Annotated in this window: 21 protein-coding genes; 10 read left to right on the top strand and 11 right to left on the bottom strand. The window is 69.4% G+C overall.

All coding sequences use genetic code 11. The features are described from left to right. Positions 1–37 precede the first annotated feature (37 nt). Positions 38–1,018, top strand: coding sequence for a UDP-glucose 4-epimerase GalE (gene galE, locus ACWGIC_RS04530; RefSeq protein WP_452074498.1), 981 nt, complete (start codon positions 38–40; stop codon positions 1,016–1,018). 479 nt (positions 1,019–1,497) lie between these two features. Here the strand turns inward: galE and ACWGIC_RS04525 are convergent, their stop codons facing one another. Both ACWGIC_RS04525 and ACWGIC_RS04520 read right to left on the bottom strand, forming a co-directional pair. Further along, positions 1,498–2,619 carry a DUF4192 domain-containing protein gene (locus ACWGIC_RS04525; RefSeq protein WP_452074497.1) on the bottom strand — a complete coding sequence of 374 codons (1,122 nt, stop codon included), beginning with the start codon at positions 2,617–2,619 and terminating at the stop codon, positions 1,498–1,500. Positions 2,620–2,820: 201 nt separating this feature from the next. Beyond that, the gene (locus ACWGIC_RS04520) at positions 2,821–3,672 is read right to left on the bottom strand and encodes a M23 family metallopeptidase (protein WP_452074496.1); all 852 of its coding nucleotides are present in this window, start codon (positions 3,670–3,672) and stop codon (positions 2,821–2,823) included. 90 nt (positions 3,673–3,762) lie between these two features. On the opposite strand from ACWGIC_RS04520, the gene ACWGIC_RS04515 reads away from it, so the two are divergent. Both ACWGIC_RS04515 and ACWGIC_RS04510 read left to right on the top strand, forming a co-directional pair. Continuing rightward, positions 3,763–4,899, top strand: a complete 1,137-nt coding sequence (locus tag ACWGIC_RS04515) for a sensor histidine kinase (protein WP_452074495.1) — start codon at positions 3,763–3,765, stop codon at positions 4,897–4,899. After that, positions 4,896–5,537, top strand: a complete 642-nt coding sequence (locus tag ACWGIC_RS04510) for a response regulator (protein WP_452074544.1) — start codon at positions 4,896–4,898, stop codon at positions 5,535–5,537. The genes ACWGIC_RS04515 and ACWGIC_RS04510 overlap by 4 nt, the downstream gene beginning before the upstream one ends. Here ACWGIC_RS04510 and ACWGIC_RS04505 read toward each other — a convergent pair. Next, entirely contained in the window at positions 5,513–7,243 is a 1,731-nt protein-coding gene (locus ACWGIC_RS04505) for a Xaa-Pro dipeptidyl-peptidase (protein ID WP_452074494.1), read from the bottom strand. The two genes, ACWGIC_RS04510 and ACWGIC_RS04505, sit on opposite strands and share 25 nt — an antisense overlap. Positions 7,244–7,368: 125 nt before the next feature. On the opposite strand from ACWGIC_RS04505, the gene ACWGIC_RS04500 reads away from it, so the two are divergent. Further along, the gene (locus ACWGIC_RS04500) at positions 7,369–8,886 is read left to right on the top strand and encodes a DUF4139 domain-containing protein (protein WP_452074493.1); all 1,518 of its coding nucleotides are present in this window, start codon (positions 7,369–7,371) and stop codon (positions 8,884–8,886) included. 4 nt (positions 8,887–8,890) lie between these two features. On the opposite strand, the gene ACWGIC_RS04495 is transcribed toward ACWGIC_RS04500, so the two are convergent. Both ACWGIC_RS04495 and pdxR read right to left on the bottom strand, forming a co-directional pair. Beyond that, entirely contained in the window at positions 8,891–9,322 is a 432-nt protein-coding gene (locus ACWGIC_RS04495; RefSeq protein ID WP_452074492.1) for a CBS domain-containing protein, read from the bottom strand. Positions 9,323–9,420: 98 nt separating this feature from the next. After that, positions 9,421–10,839, bottom strand: coding sequence for a MocR-like pyridoxine biosynthesis transcription factor PdxR (gene pdxR / locus ACWGIC_RS04490; RefSeq protein ID WP_452074491.1), 1,419 nt, complete (start codon positions 10,837–10,839; stop codon positions 9,421–9,423). Between the two features lie 81 nt (positions 10,840–10,920). On the opposite strand from pdxR, the gene ACWGIC_RS04485 reads away from it, so the two are divergent. Beyond that, positions 10,921–11,499: a TIGR03086 family metal-binding protein gene (locus ACWGIC_RS04485; RefSeq protein ID WP_452074490.1), complete on the top strand. Its 579-nt coding sequence runs from the start codon at positions 10,921–10,923 to the stop codon at positions 11,497–11,499. Here ACWGIC_RS04485 and ACWGIC_RS04480 read toward each other — a convergent pair. Continuing rightward, positions 11,492–12,406 carry a neutral zinc metallopeptidase gene (locus ACWGIC_RS04480; RefSeq protein ID WP_452074489.1) on the bottom strand — a complete coding sequence of 305 codons (915 nt, stop codon included), beginning with the start codon at positions 12,404–12,406 and terminating at the stop codon, positions 11,492–11,494. The two genes, ACWGIC_RS04485 and ACWGIC_RS04480, sit on opposite strands and share 8 nt — an antisense overlap. 109 nt (positions 12,407–12,515) lie before the next feature. Here ACWGIC_RS04480 and ACWGIC_RS04475 point away from each other — a divergent pair, with 109 nt between their 5' ends. Beyond that, complete coding sequence (locus ACWGIC_RS04475; RefSeq protein ID WP_452074488.1) at positions 12,516–14,525, top strand: prolyl oligopeptidase family serine peptidase; 2,010 nt, start codon at positions 12,516–12,518, stop codon at positions 14,523–14,525. Here the strand turns inward: ACWGIC_RS04475 and ACWGIC_RS04470 are convergent. From ACWGIC_RS04470 to ACWGIC_RS04460, 3 genes are read right to left on the bottom strand one after another with little or no spacing between them, the layout of a single operon-like run. Continuing rightward, positions 14,522–15,121: a hypothetical protein gene (locus ACWGIC_RS04470; protein ID WP_452074487.1), complete on the bottom strand. Its 600-nt coding sequence runs from the start codon at positions 15,119–15,121 to the stop codon at positions 14,522–14,524. The two genes, ACWGIC_RS04475 and ACWGIC_RS04470, sit on opposite strands and share 4 nt — an antisense overlap. Positions 15,122–15,174: 53 nt before the next feature. Then, a complete protein-coding gene (locus ACWGIC_RS04465; RefSeq protein ID WP_452074486.1) occupies positions 15,175–15,666 on the bottom strand; it encodes a hypothetical protein in 492 nt (163 codons plus the stop codon). A 5-nt stretch (positions 15,667–15,671) separates the two neighbouring features. After that, positions 15,672–16,475 (bottom strand): S1 family peptidase, encoded by an 804-nt coding sequence (locus tag ACWGIC_RS04460; RefSeq protein WP_452074485.1) that lies wholly within the window; start codon positions 16,473–16,475, stop codon positions 15,672–15,674. A 135-nt stretch (positions 16,476–16,610) separates the two neighbouring features. Between ACWGIC_RS04460 and ACWGIC_RS04455 the strand changes: the two genes are divergently transcribed. The 3 genes from ACWGIC_RS04455 to ACWGIC_RS04445 are packed head-to-tail and all read left to right on the top strand — an operon-like array spanning position 16,611 to position 18,091. Beyond that, positions 16,611–17,168, top strand: a complete 558-nt coding sequence (locus ACWGIC_RS04455; RefSeq protein ID WP_452074484.1) for a TetR/AcrR family transcriptional regulator — start codon at positions 16,611–16,613, stop codon at positions 17,166–17,168. Positions 17,169–17,173: 5 nt separating this feature from the next. After that, positions 17,174–17,698 (top strand): DUF4865 family protein, encoded by a 525-nt coding sequence (locus ACWGIC_RS04450; RefSeq protein ID WP_452074483.1) that lies wholly within the window; start codon positions 17,174–17,176, stop codon positions 17,696–17,698. 9 nt (positions 17,699–17,707) lie between these two features. Continuing rightward, the gene (locus ACWGIC_RS04445) at positions 17,708–18,091 is read left to right on the top strand and encodes a tautomerase family protein (protein WP_452074482.1); all 384 of its coding nucleotides are present in this window, start codon (positions 17,708–17,710) and stop codon (positions 18,089–18,091) included. Between the two features lie 36 nt (positions 18,092–18,127). On the opposite strand, the gene ACWGIC_RS04440 is transcribed toward ACWGIC_RS04445, so the two are convergent. Then, a complete protein-coding gene (locus ACWGIC_RS04440; protein ID WP_452074481.1) occupies positions 18,128–19,087 on the bottom strand; it encodes a quinone oxidoreductase family protein in 960 nt (319 codons plus the stop codon). Between the two features lie 131 nt (positions 19,088–19,218). Here ACWGIC_RS04440 and ACWGIC_RS04435 point away from each other — a divergent pair, with 131 nt between their 5' ends. Beyond that, positions 19,219–19,812 (top strand): TetR/AcrR family transcriptional regulator, encoded by a 594-nt coding sequence (locus tag ACWGIC_RS04435; RefSeq protein WP_452074480.1) that lies wholly within the window; start codon positions 19,219–19,221, stop codon positions 19,810–19,812. A 66-nt stretch (positions 19,813–19,878) separates the two neighbouring features. On the opposite strand, the gene ACWGIC_RS04430 is transcribed toward ACWGIC_RS04435, so the two are convergent. Further along, positions 19,879–22,695, bottom strand: a complete 2,817-nt coding sequence (locus ACWGIC_RS04430; protein ID WP_452074479.1) for a vitamin B12-dependent ribonucleotide reductase — start codon at positions 22,693–22,695, stop codon at positions 19,879–19,881. Positions 22,696–22,727: the final 32 nt, after the last annotated feature.

Genomic DNA, 22,727 nt, shown 5'->3' with positions numbered 1-22,727 from the left:
CCGCACAGTCGCCACCCCTCAGCAGAAAGGCCTTGACGTGACGGACCAGCAGAGCCCCCTGAAACTCATCGTGACGGGCGGCGCGGGGTACGTGGGCAGCGTGTGCGCCGCCCGCCTCATCGAAGCCGGTCACCAGGTCACCGTCGTGGACGACCTGTCGACCGGGCACGCGGACGCGGTGCACCCGCAGGCGCGCTTCGTCGAGGGCGACGCCGCCGAGGTCGCCGCGGACCTGCTCGGCGAAGGGTTCGACGGCGTGCTGCACTTCGCGGCGAAGTCTCTGGTGGGCGAGTCGATGACCGACCCGGCGAAGTACTGGGAAGGCAACGTGGTGACCTCGCTGCGGCTGCTGGAGGCGATGAAGAAGCACGGCACGCCGCGCCTGGTGTTCTCCTCCACCGCGGCGACCTACGGCGAGCCCGACGTGTCGCCGATCCCGGAAACGGCCCCGACACAGCCGACCAACACCTACGGCGCCTCGAAGCTCGCCATCGACCACGCGATCACCAGCTTCGCCCGCGCCCATGGCCTGGCCGCGGTGAGCCTGCGGTACTTCAACGTGGCCGGAGCCTACGGCGCGTTCGGCGAACGGCACACCACCGAAACCCATCTCATTCCTCTCGTTCTCCAGGTCGCGACCGGCGACCGCGAACACATCTCCATCTACGGCGACGACTACCCGACGCCGGACAAAACAGCCGTCCGCGACTACATCCACGTGGTCGACCTCGCCGACGCCCACCTCCTCGCCCTGCGCCACGCCGCGGCGGGCGAGCACCGCATCTACAACCTCGGCAGCGGCACCGGGTTCTCGGTGCTGGAGGTCGTGGAGGCCTGCCGCCGGGTCACCGGGCACGCCATCCCCGCCGTCGTGGCCCCGCGCCGCGCGGGCGACCCGTCGGTGCTGGTGGCGTCCAGCGACAAGGCCAACGGCGAGCTGGGGTGGACGCCCAAGCTGACCGACCTGGACGGGATCGTGTCGGACGCTTGGCAGTTCACCCAGTCGCGTCGTTCCTGACGGGGTTACCGGGTGGGCTCCGGGTCACAGCGACGGGCCGGGGCGGGGTTCGGGTCGTGGCTGTGGGGCCGGGGCGGGGTTCGGGCGTGGCTTCGGGCTGCGGGCGGGGTTCAGGTTGTGACTGCGGGCTGCGAGCGGGGTTCGGTTCGTGACGGTGGGCCGCAGGCGGAGTTCGAGTCGTGGCGACGGGGCCGCGGGCAGGCTCCGGGTCGTGGGCGACGGGCTGCGGGCGAGGTTCGGTTTCGGTCGCGAGGCGGGGATTCAGGTGCATCCCCGCCCCTGCGTCGCCGCAACGGGCCGTAAGTACCGCTCGGGAACACCGGGCCACGAGAGTCCACTTTGGACTCGCCAATGCCACGCCAGCACAGTCGTTCCACACCGCGGAAACCGCACGACCGAACCGCCACCAACCCCGGTCATCTCACCCCGCCCACACAGGCTCCCGTCATCTCATCCCGTTCGCACCGACCCCCGTCATCTCATCCCCTCGGCGGCTCCGATCTTCGACCCGCTCCCTGCTCGACGCCACTCCCCGGTTCCGGCGGCGGGGACAACCCGAGATCCACCGCCGTGCTCAAGTCCGCGAGGCCGGTCAGCTTCGACGGATCCGTGCCGATGTTCCACGCGGCCTGCAGCAGCTGCGCCACCACATGCCCCGGATCGGCTTCCACGGCGTTCGCCAGTGCCATCCCGGCGAGCGCTCCTTCGCCGCGCATCAACGCGGTGTAGCCGAGATGGAGGGCAGCTTCGGCCCGGTGCGGCGGAGGCAGTTCGCGGACCAGGGTCAGCCATACCTCCTCCGCCTCACGGGTCAGCGAAGTGTGCGGCGGAACCGCGAGGGCCAGGCAGGCGTCGCGGACGGGGTTGAACGTCAACGCGTGGGCTAGCCGCACGGCTTGATCGTCGCTGGGCGGGCCCGCGCCTCGGCGTTGGCGGAGGAAGGCCTCGCGGAGTTCGGTTGTCGCAGCGTCCAGGACATCGCTCTGCGACATGCCGGGGCTGTACAACGGTTCCGGAGCGGACGCCAGCATGCCGGCGCGGCGGCTGATCGCTTCTGCAGAGCGTGGTTCCAGCACAGCGGCCAGCTCTTCGCGGCTGCGGAAGACCACGAAACCCGCCTCCGTCGTGGCCGCGGCGACGACGGTTTCCTGGGGATCTGGCAGTACACCGCCGCAGTCGGGTTCCAGATAGCACGACCATGGCGCGCCAGCTTCGACCTCGGGTGTCCACAATGCATGGAACAGGCGGAGGCCGTGGTCGGACAGGGCACGCTTAAGTTCGGCGACGAATTCTCTTCGGGGTGGTCCGTTTTCGTCGGCTGAACCACCGGCGGTCGAGCCGCCGACGATGATCGCGGTGACGCCGTTGTGGTCGGGGTCGGCGAAGCGCGGGATCAGCGCATCCGCTTGCTCTGCTTGAAATTCTCGCGGCGGAAGGTCGGCGCGCAGCATCAGGCCGATCGTGGTGCCGGGCACGCGGTGGCCCAGCAGCACGAGGGAATCGGCGGGACGGAAGCCGAGCAGGTACGGGAGCGAGGCGATGAGGTCGGCCGGGTTGCTGAGGGTGGCCCGGGAGATGCCGGGCGGCGTCGAGGTGGTCACGCCTCCACTGTGCGCCGCGATGACGCGAATCAAGGCCGGCAAAGCAAATCTGTGGACGGCAGCAGGCAGTTGTGGACAACCGCGTCACGAGCGAAGGGAACCGGCGGAAATTGTCGGTGGGGTGTGCATGAACCAGAAAGTCCACAATAGACAGATGCTGCCGGACCCCCAGCAGGGATCCGGCAGCACAGGTGAAAAACCTCAGCCGCAGTGTTCGAACGGGCTCTCGTACGCCGAGGAGCCGACCGAACCGCCCCATTTGACGCACGTCGAACCGGCGGTCTTCTTCACCGGCCCCGCGTAGTAGGTGAAGCTGCCCGAATCTGTCGTCCTGGTCGAGCCCTGCACCTCCAGGAACGCCGAAACCGGACTGGCGGTCCCCAGCGAAACCGCCTTCAGGGTCGTCACGCAGTTCTCTTTGGAAGACGAGTTGTACAGCAGGTACGCGGTGCCCGCCGTCCCCAGCGCCTGCTGGTCGATCACCGAGAAGCCCGACCCGCACACCTGCGTCGCCGAGTACGGGTTGCCGCCGCAGCCGTTCTTGCTCGTGAAGTCCTTCTTGCCGTAGTACGGCACCGCAACACCGTTCAGCACGGCCTTCTGCGTCACGCCGTTCAAGTTCTCTTCGAAGTGCAGATGCGGGCCGGTCACCCCGCCGGTCGCGCCCGCCTTGCCGATCTCCTTGCCCTGCCCGACGCTCTGGCCCACCGAGACTTCCTGCTCGGACAGGTGCGCGTACCGGGTCCGCCAGCCGCCGCCGTGATCCAGTTCGATCCACCGGCCGTAGCTGGTGCTGCCCTCGTTCGCGACGCGCGTGACCGTTCCTGGCGCGGCCGCGAGCACCGGCATGCCGGTGATGCCGGACTTCTGGAAGTCGACCGAGTTGGCCGGGTTGTGGCCGCTGAAGGTCGCCGCCGTGACCGTCACGCCGCATTTGAACGGCACCTGGAAGTTGGGGGCCGCGGACGCCGTCGACTGGGCGGCGAGCGTCAGGCCGCACGCGGGCAGGACCACCGCGGCCGCGGCCGCCGCGAACCGTCTCAATCTGGACATGGGGGCGTACCTCCTGGTGGGGGAAATGTCCGACACTCCCCAGCCAAGCCCGAGCCAGTACATTTTCCGTACAAGACGGATGGAGGGCCCATGCGCACACCGGCGGCCTCGCTCGCCAAGGCGCGGCGGCGGTTCGAGGGCGCCGACTGGGTGCGCTGGGGCGTGCTCGCCGTGCCGGCGCTGTTCGCGATCCCGCACGCGCGGCCGTGGACGTGGCCGCTGATCGGGCTGGTCCTCCTGCTGTCAGTCCCGGCGCTGTGGCTCACCCGGGAGTCGCGGCCGCGCTGGCTGATGCCCGCAGCCATGGTCGCCGTCGTCGCGGCTGCGGGCGCGCTCTGGGTGTTGCAGCCGAGCAGCTGGACCTCGACGACGATGTTCGGCGCCGTCTTCTACACCCTCCGCGTGAGTGGCCGGATCGCTGCGGCGATCTCGCTCGCCGTCGCCTCGGCGGCGATCCTCGTCTGGTCGATCACCTACGAACTCGACTGGCTGAACGCCCTCGCTCTCTTCGCGATCCTCGCCGTGATAGTCCTGCTCGCCGCCAACCGCCGGGGCCGCGCGGAACGGCTGGAGCAGACCGAACTAGCGCTCGCCCGTGCCCAGACCGCCAGCGAGGAGCACGCCCGCGCGGCCGCCCTCGCCGAACGTGCGCGCATTGCCCGCGAACTGCACGACGTCCTCGCGCACTCTCTCGCCGGGCTCGCGCTCAACCTCCAAGGCGCGCGTCTGATGCTGGTCCGCGACGGCGCGAGCGAAGAGTCTCTCGCCCAAATAGAACGCGCACAGAAGCTGGCGACGGACGGTCTCGCCGAAGCACGCAAGGCCGTCGCCGCACTGCGCGAAGACGCCGTACCCGTCGAGCGCTCGGTCTCGGACCTCCTTGCCGCGTACAGGCTCAACACCGGCTCTCGCGCCGACCTGGTGATCGAAGGCGAACCACGCGAGCTAGACGCGGCTGTCGGCACGACGCTCGTACGCGCCGTACAGGAAGCCCTCGCCAACTCGCGCAAGCACGCGGGCGGTCCCGCCGTAGACGTCACGGTGGCCTTCAACAACGACGAAGTCGACTTAACGATCGCCGACCACCAGGGCCGCCGTCCGCCGGAGCCGCCGGCTCCGGGATACGGTTTGCGAGGCATGGGCGAGCGGGCCGCACTGTTGCACGGGAAGCTCGAATGCGGCCCTGGGGAGGACGGATGGCGGATTCAGCTGACGGTACCGGCGTGACGCTTCGCGTGGTTCTGGCCGACGATCAAGCAGTGGTGCGCGAAGGACTCGTCACGCTGCTCGGACTGCTGCCGGGCATCGAGGTGGTAGGCGCGGCCGCAGACGGCGTACAGGCACTCGAGCTTGTCGCGGAGCACCAGCCCGACGTACTGCTCGTGGACCTGCGCATGCCCAACCGCGACGGCGTCGAGACGACTGAACTGGTCCGCGCGCAGCATCCGAAGACCGAGGTCGTCGTCCTCACCACGTACGCCGACGACGATTCCCTTCTCGCCGCGCTCAAAGCCGGTGCGCGCGGGTTCCTCACCAAGGACGCCGACGCCGACGCGATCGCCCGCGCCCTCCGCTCAGCGGCCGCCGGCCAGTCCACTGTGGACGGCGCGCTCCAGCAACGGCTGGTAGCAGCCGCGACGAGCCGCGCGCCGGTGCGCACGAAGGAGCTGGAAGGCCTCACCGCGCGCGAGGTGGAGGTGTTGCGGCTGATCGCGGCCGGCCTGTCGAACACGGAGATCGCACGCACCCTCGTGGTCAGCGAAGCGACGGTGAAGACGCACGTCAATCACCTGTTCTCCAAGGCCGGTCTGCGCGACCGCGCCCAAGCCGTCGCGTTCGCCTACCGCGCCGGGATCGCCGAGTAGAACGCCTTCTTCCCGCCGACGACCGGCAGCGTCACGGACGTCCCGGTCAGCTCCAGCGACAGCCCGGTGCCCGGATCCGGCCGCAGCGTGAAGTCGTGGTCGCTGGAAGCCAGCAGGAACTCCAGGCGATGTCCGGCGGCCACGACGTAGTCCTTCGGCATCAGCGAAACCTCGATGCGGTACCGCTGTCCGGGCGTGATCGGCGACGTGACCGACGGGCTGACGCGGTTCTGCGGGTCCGTCCAGCCCCGGCTGATCACGTGCGAGGTGCCGTCCGGCGCCCGGTCGAGCAGCACCGCGGTGACGTTCGCGGCGGGGCGATCGAACGACAGCTGCAGCTCGGCCTTCGCGGCGCCGGACAGCCTGACCGGTTCCGTGGTCGCGGAAGTGCGGTAGCGCAAGCGGTTCCCGGACGACGCCGCGTCCGCGAGCTGTTCGATCTTCTTGCTCGCGTCGTCGGCCAGCGTCTCGACGGTCGGACGGCCTGGCACCGGCTGCCGGTCGAGCGTCCCGGTCGAACGTCCGCCCGGCCACGGGTGCAGCACGACGTCCGCGGTGCCCGGCGCCGGCCATTCGGCCTCGTCGACCCACGACTTGTCCTCGCGCTGAATGGTCGCCTTCGGCTCGCGCTCGATGCCGTTGTCGATCCCGTAGAGGTAGTGCGACATCCACTTGTTCAACGTCGTGAGCCAGACGTCGCGGCGCAGCGAAATCGGGTCCGCGTGCCCGGACTGGTGCAGCCAGATCTTGTGCTCGACGCCGTGCTTCTTGAGCGCTTCGTACCACGAAGCGACCTGCTCGGTCTTCACGTTCCAGTCGTTCAGCCCGTGCACCGCGAGCACCGACGCGTGCACCTTGCCGACGTCGTCACGGTAGTTGCGTACGTCCCAGAACTGGCTGTAGTCCCCCGTCACGCGGTCCTGCGCGGCGGTGAGGCCGTCGAGCACCGGACGGCAGGCCTCCCGGTCAGCGCGCGAGTAGACGTAGCCGGCGAGCACGTCCGCGTCCTCGCCCTGGTAACCGCCGGGAGCCACGACCGCGCCAGCGTTGCGGTAGTAGCCGTACCAGCTCGAAATGGCGGCGATCGGCACGATCGTCTCGAGTCCTTCGACACCGGTGCTGGCCACCGCGTTGGGCAGCGTGCCGTTGTACGACACGCCCATCATGCCGGTCTTCCCGGTGCTCCAGTTCGCCGCGACGGGCGCTCCGGCCTGGTTGTGTGCCTCCGCGCGGCCGTTGAGCCAGTCGACCACCGAACGCGCGCCGACCGTCTCGTTCACGTCGCCGGTCGTCGGACAGCCGGTGGACAGCCCGGTGCCGAGAGATTCGCCGTACACGACAGCGAACCCGCGTGCGGTGAAGTAGTTCTGGTAGCTCCACCCGATCGGCGACGCGACGTGCGGGCCTGGCACGTACAGCTCGGTGTCGACGTTGTGGTTCGGTACGTCGTTGCCGCCCGCGAAGTACGGGCTCGCTTCGTACACGACAGGGACCTTCATGCCCTGCTCCGTGGCGCGCGGACGCACCACCTGCGCGTGTACGAGGTCAGGCTTGCCGTCGTGGTCGCTGTCGACGGGCGCGGTGACCCAGACGTCTTCACGGATGACGTCAGCCGGGTCGAAGACTGGCTGCGCTTGACCGTCGGTGAAGACCGGCGAAGGCGGCGAAGCAGCTTCAGCGACTGCGGGCACGGACAACGTGGCCACCGCGACGAAGACAGCAGCAACTCGAGCAGCAACTCCCACCAGAACCCCCAAGCCGGACGAAGCAGGCGAGCAGCTTCGAGACTTCCGTCAACCGCAAGTCGCGTCAACCGACTAACGTCGGAGCCATGGACGCACCGATCGTTACGGTCACGGTCTACCCGCAGCACGCGCGCGTCACCCGCCGCTGTCAAGTCACTCCGGCTGACGGGTCCCGCGTAGAGATCACGGGTCTCCCCCTGTCGCTCGACGCTGCTTCGGTGCGCGTCAGCGGCGCGGGCGACGCGTTGGTCACCGGCGTCGACGTCGCGTACGCGCAGCACGCCGAGCCTGCCGACCCAGCCCTGCGCGCGCTCGTGGAGCAGCGTCGCGCGGACCAGGCGACTGTCGACGAGGTCGCGGACGACGAGAGCGCCGCGTCGGCGCGCGTCGACCTGTTGACCGGCGTCTCGCGACGCAGCGGAGCAAGCTTCGCGAAGGCGTTGGCCGGAGGCGACGCAGAGCCGGGGCGTGTCCAAGAGGTGAGCGAAGCGCTCAGCACGCAGTTGGCCGCGGCGCTCAAGGAACGTCGCGCGCTCGCCACGAGGCTGGAACGGCTGCGCGAAGACCTCGCCGCGCTCGACCGCCAGATCGAAACCCGCAGCGCACAGTCCGAACAGGACAGTTCGACCATCGTGGTGGAGCTGGAATCCCCGGCCACCGCCGAAATCGAACTGTCCTATGTGGTCCCTGGCGCGCGCTGGGAACCCGGGTACGACGTCCGCGTGCGCGGCACCGACGTCACGGTCACCTCGTACGGGCTCGTCAGCCAGCACACCGGCGAGGACTGGCCGGAGTGCGAGCTGACGCTGTCCACCGCCCGCCCGGCGAACACCGTCGTGATCCCGGAACTCCAGCCCTGGTACCTGGATCGACAGCAACCGGAGCGGCGATCGATGGCACCGCCCGCGCCCGCTGCACTGGCGTACGGTGCCGCGGCCGGAGGTCGAGACGGCTTCGCCGCGCACGTCGCCGAAGTGGAGCAAGGCACCACCGCGGTCACTTTCCGCCCGGCGCGCCCGGTCGCGATTCCCTCCGGCGCGCAAGGCCACCGGACGACGCTCGCGCAACTGGACTTCACCGCGGAACTGGACTACGTGACCGCACCGACGCAGGCCGAGGAAGCGTACCTGCGCGCGAAGGTGGTCAACACCGCCGAGCACACGCTTCGCGCCGGTCGCGCCGCAGTGTTCCACGAAGCCGAATTCGTCGGCACCACGCAACTAGAGCTGTGGGCTCCCGGCGAAGAACGCGAACTCGCGCTGGGCGTCGACGACCGGATCCGAGTCGAACGCGAACTGGTCAAGCGCAGCGCCAGCAAAGCGACGTTCTCCGCACAACGCCGCCGCGAAGCCGATTACTTGACGACGGTGACCAACCACAGCCCCCGCGAAGCCGTGGTCGCCGTGCTCGACCAGGCCCCGGTTTCCCGGGACGACGGGATCACCGTGCGGGACTTGCGGCTCAGCCCGGAGCCGGTCGAGCGCACCGAGCTGGGCCAGTTCACCTGGCGGCTCACGATCGCGCCCGGAGCGTCCGCGACGGTCTCGCTCGGCTACCGGGTGGACGTCGCGAAGGGCGTCGAACTCAGCGGCTGGCGCGAGTGACGCGTCAGCCCTGCGAGATGTAGGCCTCCAGCTGTTCCTGGCTCTGTTCCAGCTGCTCCATCCGGATCTTCACCACGTCGCCGATGCTCACGATGCCGGCGAGGCGCCCGCCGTCGAGCACCGGCACGTGCCGGATCCGCCGTTCGGTCATCACCACGCTGAGCTGGTCCACCGGATCGTCCGGGGTGCAGCTGGCGACCATGGTGGTCATGATGTCCGCGACCGGCCCTTCGAGGACCGAAGGCCCGTGTTCGTCGAGCCTGCGCACGACGTCGCGTTCGGACACGATCCCGGCGATCCCGCCTTCGGCGTCCACCACGACCATCGCGCCGACGTTGTGCCGGGCCAGGCCCGCCAGCAGCTCGGTGACCGTCGTACCCGGCGACACAGTGGCGACCGTCGCGCCCTTGCGCTGGAGCAAATCCGCAATCCGCATGGCGATGCCCTCTCCTCGGTGAGTCGGGTCACATCAGGTTAGGGCCCCGCCGCCGAGTGCGAAAGTCCGGCGGGACGCGTCCGTTCGTGGTAACGCGCTCAGCCCGGTCCGCCTTCGAACACCCTCCGCAACCGCGCGAGACCGGGCCCGATCCGTTCCGCCGCGATTCCGCCGTAGCCGAACAGCAGACCGTGCCGCCGCGCCGCCACGGAGAAATCGCCGAGCGAAAACAGCCGGACGCCCGCCCCCGACGCCTTCCGCGCGAAGCCGCGCAAGTCCCGGTCCGCCGACGCGCTCAGGTGCAGCCCCGCCGACGCGGGCACCGGCTTCAGCACGTCGCCGAATTCGGCGCGCAGACCGTCCACGAGGAGGTCGTGGCGCGCGCGGTAGATGCCGCGCATCCGGCGGACGTGCCGGGCGAATCCGCCTTCGGCGAGGAACGCCGCGACCACCGCCTGCTCGATGCCCGGGGAATGCCAGTCGGCGAGGTATTTCGCCTTCACGATCGCCTCGGCCAAAGCGGGCGGCGCGGCGAGAAAACCCAGCCGCAGCGCGGGCGACAGCACCTTCGAGAACGAGCCGACGTACACCACCCGGCCGTGAGAATCCAAGCTGTGCAACGGTTCCAGTGGTCGCCCGGAGTAACGGAACTCGGTGTCGTAATCGTCCTCGACCACGACTGCCCCGTTGTCCTCAGCCCAATCCAGCAACGCCCTCCGACGCGACGGAGACATCGCGACGCCGAGCGGATACTGGTGCGACGGAGTCACGTGCACCAGGCGAGTGCCCGGCGGGATCGCGTCGACCACGATGCCCTCGTCGTCCACCGGGACCGGCGCGACGCGCACTCCGAGCGTGCCCAGCAGCAGACGCGGCGGCGGGTACCCGGGATCCTCGACCGCGGCCAGGTCGCCGGGCCGCAACAGAACGCGGGCGACGAGGTCGATCGTCTGCTGCGCGCCCGAAGTGATCACCAGATGTTCCGGGCGCACGCGAACATTCCGGGACACCGCGAGGTGCCGCGCGAGCTCGTCGCGCAGCCGGGGATCGCCCTGCGGTTCGCCGTACGTCATCAGCTCCGCCCGGGAACTGCGCAACGCCTGAGCCGTCAGCCGACGCCAGGTGTCGAACGGAAACAACCGCACATCCGGTACCCCGGCGCGGAAATCGAACTCCGGCGGATTGGTGAACGCCTTCGGCGGCGCGGGCACGTCTGTCCACTCTGGACGCGGCTGGACGCCCTCCGCGACCCCCGCCGGTTCGGCAGGCCGCGGCGCGGCACCGGCCCGCACATAGGTTCCGGCGCCGACCCGGCCGGCGAGGAATCCTTCCGCGGTGAGGCGTTCGTACGCCGCGGTGACGGTGGTGCGCGAAACGGCCAGCCGGTGCGCCAGTTCCCGGGACGGCGGCAGCACGTCGCCGTCCCGGAGCCGTCCGTCGAGCACCGCTTCGCGGATCTGGCGGTAGATCTCGTCGCGATGGCCGCGGGTACCGGACAGGTCCAGGTGCAGGTCCACGGGTCCAGCCTAGATTGGTCCACCGCGATTGGCCTGGTTTTGGCTCTCTTCCTGGACCGATCTGCCGGTTAGCGTGAGCCCATGACCACGTTCGACCTCGACCGGCAGGCCCTGCTCGTCCTCGACCCGATCGTCTCCAAAATCACCGCGGCGGACCTCGACCGGCCCACCCCGTGCGCCGGCTGGACGCTCGCCGACCTGCTCCGCCATCAAGTCAGCGAAAACCGCGCCTTCGCCGAGGCAGCACGCAACGGCTCCGCGAAGGACTGGGACAGCGGTCAGCTCGGCGAAGATCCGTACGCCGCGTACGCAGCCTCAGTGACCGACTACCTCGCCGCGTACGGCGAAGCAGACATCGCAGAACGCCAGATCGCCGTCAACACCTTCGGCACCTTCCCCGGCACGGTGGCGATCGCGATGCACCTCGTCGACACCGTCGCGCACGGCTGGGACCTGGCCAAGACCCTCGACGTCGCCTACGACCCGGTTCCGGCCGCGGTGCACGCCAGCCTGCAGTTCGCGCTCATGATCCCGACCGACCCGAAGGAACGCGTCGAACGAGGGACCTTCGCGCCGGTGGTGCCCGTCAGCACCGACGAAAGCGAACTGGACCAGTTCCTCGGCCTGGTGGGCCGCGACCCGGGATGGCGGGTCAGCTGACCTTGTCCGGCGGCGCCGACCAGGTGTCGCAGGCGACCGGACCGGCTCCGGTGTAGCCGGCCTTCGCCCACATCAGCTGGTTCGCGCGGCTGCCGTGGTCGCCGCTGTCGTCGGCGCGGCCGTAGTCGGCGACGGCGGCGTTCGCGGTGGCCCGGCTGATCGAACCGCGATCCGCCGCGGCGTTGAGGAACAGCGCGCCGAAGCAGTTCGCCTGCAGCTCGATCCGGCGCACGACCGCCTTGTCCGCGTCGTTGCTCGGTTCCGGCGAACTCATCTCCGTGCTCGCCGCGTCGAGGATGCCGCTCTCGCGCTGGACGTGGTGGCCGTACTCGTGCGCGAGCGTCGCCAGGTGCCGGGCCCGGCTCAGCCCGGCGTCCGACAGCATCCACTCGGTGGGCGCGTAGATCGTGGCGTCGCCGCCGCAGTAGTACGCGACGGCTTCGTCCCGGGACGGCGCGTTGCCGCAGGCGCTGGTTTTCGGCAGCGTGACCGACACCTTGACCGGCAGGCTCGGCTCGTCCGCTTTGTCCAGCGCGGGCTGCCACGCCTGCTTCAGGCAGCCCGCGAGCGCCGTGTAGAAGGCCTTGAGCTGCTCCGGGTCCCGGCTCAGCTCCGGCAGATCACACGACACGGGACCGAGCGCGACGCCCTTGGCCAGCAACGGATTGCCGCTGAGCTTGCGCACCGGTTTGGCGTCCTGGCGGTCCGGCATCGCGTCGGCGTCCGGCGCCGCGATCGCGTGCCCGGACACCTCGTGCGGCACCACGGCCATGAGCGCGAGCGTGACCGCGACGATCGCCACCGCGGCGAGGCCGCCCAGCGCTTTGCCCGGCCTTCGGCGCGGCGGCGGCTGCGGAGCCTGCGGTGGTGCTGGAGGAGGCCACGAGCCTCCCGCGTAGTACGTCATTCCTCCCCCCTCCCGGCCAGCATACGGAGACCGCGAGCCGCCCTGGATCACGAAACGGGAACGCCGGGGCCCCTGGCCGGATCCGCGGCAGGCAGCGAGACTGGACGCTATGACTGTCGAAGATCCGTACCTGTGGCTGGAAGACGTGACGGGCGACGAGGCGCTCGAATGGGTCCGTTCGCGCAACGCGGAGACGCTGGACGTGCTCACCGCGAGCGAGAGGTTCGGGCAGCTGCGGGACACGATCCGCGAGGTGCTCGACGCGGGCGGCCGGATCCCGTACGTCGCGCGCCGGGGGACGCGCCTCTACAACTTCTGGCAGGACGCCGAGCACCCGCGCGGGCTGTGGCGGCGCACCACGCTGGAGCAGTACCGCACCGCCGAACCGGACTGGGAGATCCTGCTCGACGTCGACGCGCTCGCCGCGGCCGAGGACGAGAACTGGGTCTGGAAGGGCGCCGCGGTGCTGCGTCCCGGGCACCGGCTCGGCCTGGTCCAGCTGTCCCGGGGCGGCGCGGACGCGACCGTCGTCCGCGAGTTCGACCTCGACGCGCACGAGTTCGTGCCGGACGGGTTCACCCTGCCCGAGGCGAAGCACCGGATCGGGTGGATCGACGCCGACCGGGTGTACATCGGCACCGACTTCGGCCCGGGCTCGCTCACCACCTCGGGCTACCCGCGCCTGGTGAAGGAATGGCGGCGCGGCACCCCGCTCGAAGAAGCGGAACTCGTCGCCGAGGGCAAACCGGACGACGTCGCGGTGATGGCCTACCACGACCCGACCGAGGGGTTCGAACGCGATTTCGTGCGCCGCGCGATCGACTTCTACCGCACCGAATACTTCGAGCGGACCCCGTCCGGGCTGAGCAAACTGGACCTGCCCGAGGACGTCGAGGTGTCGACGCACCGCGAATGGCTGCTCGTGCACCCGCGCAGCGCGTGGACTGCCGGCGGCACCGAACACCCTGCGGGCACACTGCTCGCGATCCGCTACGACGCGTTCAAATCGGGCGACCGCGAGTTCACCGCGCTGTTCACGCCGGACGCGCACACGTCGCTGGACTACTACACCTGGACCCGCAACCACCTCCTGCTCGCGACGCTGCACGACGTCAAGTCGGAGCTGCGCGTGCTGACGCCGGGCCCGGACGGCTGGGCTGAGGCGGAACTGGGCGGTGCGCCGGAATTCGGCAGCGCGCAGATCGTCGACACCGAGCCGGACGTCGACGACGAATACCTGGTCGACTCCTCCAGCTACGTCCAGCCGTCCACGCTCACCCGCGGCGTCGTCGGCGGCGACGTCGAGGTCCTGAAGCAGGCGCCGGCGTTCTTCGACGCGAGCGGAATCGAGGTCAGCCAGTACTTCGCGACTTCGGACGACGGCACGAAGATCCCGTATTTCGTGGTCCGTCCGCCCGGCGCGGAAAACGGCCCGGCGCTGCTGTACGGCTACGGCGGCTTCGAGGTTTCGCTGACACCGTCGTACGGCGGGGTTGTCGGGCGGGCGTGGCTGTCGCGCGGCGGCACGTACGTGGTCGCGAACATCCGCGGCGGCGGCGAGTACGGGCCCGATTGGCACATGCAGGCGGTGAAAGAGAACCGGTACAAGGCGTACGAGGACTTCGCCGCGGTGGCGCGCGATCTGGTCGCGCGGGGCATCACGACGAAGGAACGGCTCGGCATCCAGGGCGGCAGCAACGGCGGGCTGCTGATGGGCGTCATGCTCACCCGCTACCCGGAGCTGTTCAGCGCGATCGTGTGCCAGGTGCCGTTGCTCGACATGAAGCGCTACCACCTGTTGCCGGCCGGGGCCTCGTGGATGGCCGAATGGGGCGACCCGGACGTCCCGGAAGAGTGGGAGTACATCTCGAAATACTCGCCGTACCACAATGTTTCGGCCGACGTCAGCTATCCGCCGATCCTCTTCGTGACCTCGACACGCGACGACCGCGTGCACCCCGGGCACGCGCGCAAGATGGTCGCGCGGATGCGCGAACAGGGCCATGACGTGGAGTACTTCGAAAACATCGAAGGCGGCCACGGGGCGGCTGCGGACAACGAACAACTCGCGTTCCGTTCGGCTGTCGCGTACGAGTTCCTTTGGTCGAAGCTGTCCTAAACCAGTCCCCGGGGCCGCGCCCGCACGCGCGGCCCCGGGCGCACTGACGGTCCTCTGCGGACTTCCGCGAGCGCCCGTTCGAATCTCGCCCAAGCGTCGGTGACGAACTCGAGCCACGGCACGCCGAGCCGCCGCAGCGCGCGTCCGTGCCCGACCAGCACGCCGCCGGTTTCCAGGATCGCCCTGGCTCGCCACCTCGCGGTCGCCGCGATTCCCCAGCGCCGCAACCGATCCACGTGACACCCCAGCCGCCGTTCCACCCCGGCGAGCACCCGCGCGGCGACCTCCGCGGTGACCGGATCGCGGGTGCCGTCCCGCAGCGCGCGGTAGTAGCCGAACGCGAGCACGTCGGAGATCAGCTGGCTCATCACGTCGCTTTTCCCCGGCTGGCTAGCGGTTTCGAGCAGCCGGGCGACGAGATTGGCTTGCTGCCGCCGGTCTTCGGCGGTCAGCTCGTCCGGCGCGTGCTCGAACCGCCGGACACTGCGCGCCACCACCGGATCCAGCCGGACCCCGCTCCCCCACGCCGGCCGCGGCCGGACCTTCCGCCGCCGCGTCTCCGCCTCGAACACCGCATTCCAGTCCACGGCGGTCATGCTGCCGCCCGGATGTGCCGCTGCCGCGAGGAGAATGTGGAGATTCCGTGGAGTTACGGGAGAAACAGTCCGGCGGCGGCCCAGTGGAACACCTTCGGGTCGCCCAAACCGGATTCGGTGAGCCACCGGGCAGCCTGGCGGGCAGCGTCCGCGTCCTCGATCAGCCCGTGCCGTCCGGGCACGACGCCAGTGGCCGCACGGACGTCGTCGACCAGACCGCCGAGACAGCGCCAGGTGTGCCACAGTCCGCAGTCGTAACCGACCAGTTCGAACCCGAGCAGTTCGCCGGACGTACTCGCGCCCTCCTCGATCCGCCCGACGACGACGCTGGTCTCGCGACTCCAGCCGTCCGCGAGGATTTCGCGGACGACCGGCTCGGCCTCCTCGGGCGCGAACCCGGCTTCGAGCACGTCAAACCCGGTTTGCCGGGCGAGGGCGAGATCGCGGAACCAGTCGTCTTCGTGCACCTCGGCGACGCATTCGCTGATCGACACGAATTCGCCGCTTCGCTGCACGGCCCGGTAGCCCGCTGACACAAGAGTCACGCGGTCTAGTTTCCTCCCCTGATCGTCCGCCGGATCCAGTCGGCGTAAGCAGGCACGCTGCTGTAGAGGCCCGGCCCGCCCGCACAAGCCTCCCGCGCGGTGCCCGGCCCCGAAGTGACCCCGATCAGCTCCCACCGCCCGCCAGGTCCGCGCCGGATCTGAGGACCGCCGGAGTCGCCGATGCACGCCATCGCCTCCGGCCTCGGGCTGACTGTGCACAGCCGCGTCCGGCCCGCATAGCCCGGATCGCACTCGGCCTCCGCGCCGCGTCGAACGTCGAGTTCCTGCAACCGCTCGGTGAACTTCGCCTTCTTGAAGTCGTACGTGTCGACAGTGGTGCCGAACCCCAGCAACCGCGTCGGCGTACCAGGCGCACCCGGCCGGGAAGCCAGCCGGACCGGTGTCTCAGCGACCGGACGGTCCAGCTTCAGCAGCGCGATGTCGTTGCGGTTGAAGGGAATCTTTTCGCTCTGCAGCGCGTAGCCGGGATGCGTGATCACCTGCGCGATCCGCCGGACGGTGCCGCCGGAATGCTGTCGCTCGCTGCCGATCCGGACAGTGCCTGTCGGGGTCACCAGGGTCGAGTCCACGCAGTGCCCCGCCGTGACCACCCACTGCGGGTCGATCAGCGAGGCACCGCACACGCCGCGGTCGCCGGTCTGGTTGACCCTCTCTTGGATGGACGCCATGAACGGGTAGCGCTGCGTCGAATCGCCGCCCTTCACGATCGCCTCGGCAGTGCCGGTCGAGAACAAGAGAGCACAGGCAGCCGTCACAGCGACCACCCGGCGGCCAGCAGACTTGATCACGGAGAAATCCTTTCGTTCGCCTTCCGGACAGCCTTCCGGGCCAAGATCATCCGGACCATGCGGACAACCGGTCTTTCCGCGGTAGGGCCTGCACCCGTACTTGTCTCTGTACCTACTAGTATGTACGCTGATCGCATGTCCGCCAGAGACCAGCTCATCGCGAGCACTCAGGACCTGCTGTGGGAGCGGGGGTACGTCGGCACGAGCCCGAAAGCGATCCAGCAGCGCGCCGGGGCCGGGCAGGGCAGCATGTACCACCATTTCGCCGGCAAAGCCGACCTGGCGCTCGCCGCGATCCGGCAGAACGCCGACGAACTGCGTGCCTCCACCGAAGCCGCGTTCGCCGAGGGCACGACCGCGGTCGAACGCGTCTCCGCCTACCTGGTGCGCGAGCGGGACGTCCTGCGCGGCTGCCCGGTCGGCCGGCTGGCGCTGGATCCTGAGATCGTCGCGAACCCGGAATTGCGTGCACCGCTTGAAGAAACGTTCGACTGGCTGCGCGGCCGTCTCGCCGAAATAGTCGCCGAGGGCATCGCCAACGGCGAGTTCCCAGGCGACCTCGACCCAGCCGCGACAGCGTCCGCAGTCGTCGCGGTAGTGCAGGGCGGGTACGTCCTCGCCCGATCCGCCGGGACGGCCGAGCCGTTCGACCAAGCGATCCGCGGAGCGCTCGCGCTCCTCGGCCGGCGGTGACGTCGATGTACGCGATGCAGTACGAGATCGACCTGCCCGCTGGATACGACATCGAGCACCGAGTCGCCACCCGAGGCCATCGCACCGACGCGTTCCCCGGGTTGGGGCTCAAGGCGTATCTGGTGCGCGCCAACCAGTACGCGCCGTTCTACCTGTGGACCGACACCGCCGGAATGAGCCAGTTCCTGTGGGGCGGCGGCGGATTCGACGGCATAGTCCAGGATTTCGGCCGACCGCCAGTGCACCATTGGACCGGCGCGCGTTGCCTGGCCGGTCCCGCCCGGGAGACCGCCCCGGAATTCGCGACCAAACGCGTACTGCCGGAAGCTGCCGACCGGATCGGCCTCGAACTGGCCGAACTAGCGCGCCTGTCCGAAAATCCGGCTGTGCACACCACTGCGCTGGCGATCGACCCGCAGCGCTGGGAAATCGTGCGCTTCACCCTCTGGACCACCACCCCGGACGAGGACACCGACGTCCAGTACCGGGTTCTTCACCTGTCCCAACCGAATCTCGACCAGCTGAACTGAGAGGTCCTCATGCCGCTCGTCCGCATCGACGTGCTGTCCGAACCCAACGCCGACCGCCTCCCCGCCATCGGAGACGCCGTGCACCAGGCGATGACCGAAACCATCGACGTCCCGGTCGACGACCGGTTCCAGATCCTGACGAGCCACGCCGCCGGCCGGTTGCGCTACGACCCGGGCTACCTCGGCGTCCACCGCGACGACGACATCGTGTACATCGCCATCACCTTGCGCGCCGGCCGCACAGAGGACCAGAAAACCGCGCTGTACCGCCGAGCGACCGAACTCATCGCCGAGGCGACCGGGATCGAACCGCGGAATGTTCTCTTCAGTTTGACGGAGAACGGTGAAGCGGATTGGTCGCTCGGCGAGGGAGTGGCGCAAATGCTGCGCTGACGCTTTCGCTCGCCGCCGAACCTCCCTCCCGCGCGCTCACAGAACGATGACGGTGCGCTCGCCCGGTGCGTCCTGGTGCGCCCAGGCCGCCTCGACCTGGTCGAGCGGGAACGGATGCGGGCGTACGACCATGCCGCCCGCGGCGATCGCGGCGACGAGTTCGGTGAATTCCCGCCGCATGACCTGCGGGTCCACCGCGCCGAAGCCGCTGCCCAGGATCCGGACCGCGTTGGAGCGCAGAGCGTGCCCGGACAGGGTGAGCGCGTCTCCGCCCATGCCGCCGATCTGCACCCAGTCGAGCAGGCGGGTGTGCTGGGTACGCGCTCCGAGGACGGCACGCATGGCGAGTTCGGTGGGCGGCCCCCACACGTAGTCCAGGACCGCGTCGACCTCCGCGGCGGCCTCGGCGAGCGCGGCCGCGGTGGCGTCCTCGTCGGGGACGAGCTGGACTACGGCGTCCGCACCCTGGTCCAGGAGTTCGTCGAGGCGGGCGCGGTTGCGTCCGGCGGCGATCACCCGCCCCGCGCCGAGGTGCTTGGCGACCTTGACCGCCGTCGAGCCGGCGTTGCCCGTCGCGCCGTGCACCAGGACCGAGTGCCCGGCCTGGAACGGGACGCGGGTGCGCAGCGCGCCCCATGAGGACAGGGCAGGGTTCATGGTGGCGGCCAGAAGAGCGGGATCGGTGCCGTCCGGAACCGGGATGACCTCAGCCGGATCGAAGACGATGCGCTCGGCCAGAGTGCCGGCGCCCATGAGCATGACGTAGCCGAGGCTGCCGTCCGCCCGGCGGACGACAGCGTCCGCCCCCGCCAGCGCGGGCAGTGTCTGGGGACTCGTGTAGTGCTTGCCGGCGGCGATGCCGCGGGTGGCGGGGTGCACGCCGACGGCGAGGACGTCCGCCGTCTCCTGGCCGGGAGCGGCCTCGGGAGCGGGGACGGAGCGGAAGTGCGGCGGCTCGTCGAAGGACTCCACCAGCGCGGCGTTGATCATGGACATGCGTGTTTCCCTTACCTGGTCGTACCCCGTTTAGAAACGGATTCGTATCTTATTGATTCAAGCGTACGACCGGGGGTTAAGATACGCAAGCGGATCTAACCGTAAGGCTGAACGGACCTGTGGAGGCAGTGGTGAGCGAACGGCGCGCGGAGGGCACTCCCACCCGGCGCAGGGGTGCCGCGCTGGAGAACGCGATCACCGATGCCGCCTGGGAAGTTCTCGTCGAGCAGGGCTACCGCGGCTTCACCTACGAGGCCGTCGCGGCACGCGCCGGAACCAGCAAACCGGTGCTCTACCGGCGCTGGCCGCAGCGCGAGGACCTTCTTGTCGCCACCCTCGCCCGGCACTGGCGTCCTCTCGAAGTCCCGGACACCGGCAGCCTGCGCCAGGACGCCCTCGCTCTCCTGCGCGCGATCAACGCCGAGCGGGCCCGCACGGTGATACTCCTGCGCATCCAGCTGGCGGACTACTTCCGCGAGACCGGCACCAGCTTCAGCGACCTGCGCAACCGGCTCCGCCCTGGAGACCAGACGCCTCCCTTCGCGACGCTCGTCGAACGCGCCGTCGACCGCGGCGAGATTACGGAGGTGCCGCGATCCGAACGCGTGGTGAACCTGCCCTTCGACTTGGTGCGCCACGACATGCTGATGACCATGGGGGCGGTGCCGGACGCGGCGATCGTCGAGATCGTGGACGAGGTGTGGCTGCCGCTGCTCGGCCGGTAACCGCAAAAAAAAGGGGGAGGCGCCGCCGCGCCTCCCCCTTCTCACCTGCTTCTCGCTAAGGACCGATCAGCTGCAACCGGACGTAGCCCCGCAGCCCTCGCAGGCGTAGCACGATCCGGCGGGCCGCATCTTCGTGCCGCAGGTCATGCACAGCGGTGCGTCCGCGGCCTTGCCGAGGTGCAGTTCCATCAGCTCGGCCGTGCTGTGCGCGTCGCGCGCCGAGGCGTCCGTTGTGGACTCTTCGGCTCGGACGGGCGACGCGTCCACGCTGCTGCGGAGGGCGTCGATGTCGAGGTTCTGGCCGCCGTAGTTCGCCTCGACCTCGGCCGAGCGTTCGTCCGCGGTGAAAATGCCCAGCTGGGCCCGCTTTTCGTACGGCAGGTAGTCGAGCGCCAAGCGGCGGAACAGGTAGTCCATGACGCTCGTGGCGATCCGGATGTCCGGGTCGTCGGTCATGCCTGCCGGTTCGAAGCGCAGGTTGGAGAACTTCGAGACGTAGAACTCGAGCGGGATGCCGTGCTGCAGGCCGACCGAGATCGACATCGAGAAGGCGTCCATCACGCCGGACAGCGTGGAGCCCTGCTTGCCGAGTTTCACGAAGATCTCGCCGAGGCCGTCGTCCGGGTACGAGCCCGCGTGCAGGTAGCCCTCGGCGCCGCCGACGGTGAACGACACCGTCTGGCTCGGGCGCTTCTTCGGCAGGCGGCGGCGCACCGGGCGGTACTCGACGACCTTCTCCGGCTCCGCCTCGACCGCGGCTTCCTTCTTCTTCGCCGTGGACAGCGGCTGCCCGACCTTGCAGTTGTCGCGGTAGATCGCGAGGGCCTTGAGGCCGAGTTTCCAGCCCTGGAAGTAGATCTCCTCGACGTCCTCGACGGTCGCCGACTCCGGCATGTTGACCGTCTTCGAGATCGCGCCCGAGATGAACGGCTGCACCGCGGCCATCATCCGCACGTGGCCCATCGGCGCGATGGACCGGTCGCCGACCGCGCAGTCGAACACCTCGTAGTGCTCGGGACGCAGGCCCGGCGCGTCGACCACGTGGCCGTGCTGCGCGACGTATTCGACGATCGCCTCGACCTGCTCGGGCTGGTAGCCCAGCACCTGCAAAGCGCGCGGCACGGTCTGGTTCACGATCTGCATGGACCCGCCGCCGACGAGCTTCTTGAACTTCACCAGCGAGAAGTCCGGCTCGATGCCCGTGGTGTCGCAGTCCATCATGAAGCCGATGGTGCCGGTGGGCGCGAGCACCGAGGCCTGCGCGTTGCGCCAGCCGTTGCGGGTGCCCAGTTCGATGCCCTTCTGCCACTCCTCCGACGCGAGCGCGCGGACCGCGGCGTCGTTGCTGTGGTAGGTGCGGACAAGCTCGTTGGCCGCGGCGTGCTTGCGCATGACGCGCTGGTGCGCCTCGGCGTTGCGGGCGTAGCCCTCGTACGGTCCGACGACGCCGGCCAGCTCGGCCGAACGACGGTAGGACACGCCGGTCATCAGGGACGTGATCGCGGCGGCGAGCGCGCGGCCGCCCTCGGAGTCGTACGCGTGGCCCAGCGCCATCAGCAGCGCGCCGAGGTTGGCGTAACCGATGCCGAGCTGGCGGAACTTGCGCGTGGTGTCGGCGATCGGCTCGGTCGGGAAGTCGGCGAAGCAGATCGAGATGTCCATCGCGGTGATGACGAACTCGACGGCCTTCGCGAACAGCGGCGCGTCGAACGTGCCCTCGTCCGACACGAACTTCAGCAGGTTGAGCGACGCGAGGTTGCAGCTCGAGTTGTCGAGGTGCATGTACTCGCTGCACGGGTTGGAGGCGGTGATCCGGCCCGATTCCGGGCAGGTGTGCCAGTCGTTGATCGTGCTGTCGTACTGGACGCCGGGGTCGGCGCATTCCCACGCCGCCTGCGCCATGCTGCGGAACAGCTTCTTCGCGTCGGTGCGGTCGATGACCTCGCCGGTGAGCCGGGCGCGCAGGCCGAAGTCCGTGCCGTTCTCGACGGCGTGCATGAACTCGTCGGACACGCGGACCGAGTTGTTCGCGTTCTGGTACTGCACCGAGGAAATGTCGGAGCCGGAGAGGTCCATGTCGAACCCGGCGTCGCGGAGGACCTTGATCTTTTCCTCTTCGCGCGCCTTGGTCTGGATGAACTCCTCGATGTCCGGGTGGTCGACGTCGAGCACGACCATCTTCGCCGCGCGCCGGGTGGCTCCGCCGGATTTGATGGTGCCCGCGGACGCGTCGGCTCCGCGCATGAACGAGACCGGGCCGGACGCGGTGCCGCCGGAGGTGAGCAGTTCCTTCGAGGACCGGATGCGGGAGAGGTTGAGGCCCGCTCCGGAACCGCCCTTGAAGATCAGGCCTTCCTCGCGGTACCAGTTGAGGATCGACTCCATGGTGTCGTCGACGGCGAGGATGAAGCAGGCGGACACCTGCTGCTTCGAGGACGTGCCGACGTTGAACCACACCGGGGAGTTGAAGCTGAAGACCTGGTGCAGCAGCATCCAGGTGAGCTCGTGCTCGAAGATCTCGAGGTCGGACGGACCGGCGAAGTAGTCGTGCTCGGCGGCGGCCTTCACGTAGGTGCGCACCACGCGGTCGATGAGCTGCTTGAGGCTGCTCTCGCGCTGCGGGCTGCCGACCGCGCCGCGGAAGTACTTGCTGGTGACGATGTTGGTGGCGTTGACCGACCAGAACTCGGGGAATTCGACCCCGCGCTGCTCGAAGTTGACGCTGCCGTCGCGCCAGTTCGTCATGACGACGTCGCGGGTCTCCCACGCGACCTCGTCGTAGGGGTGGCTCCCCTCGGTGGTGAAGACCCGCCGGACGGTGAGGCCCTTGTTCGGCTTCTGGTTCTGTCCGGCCGCAGCGCCGGTTCCCACGGTTTCGGTCATGCGGTCCTGTCCCTCGCTCCCCGCGACCCGGT

Source organism: Amycolatopsis sp. NPDC054798, assembly GCF_053611505.1.
This window is presented reverse-complemented; position numbering and strand designations above follow the sequence as displayed.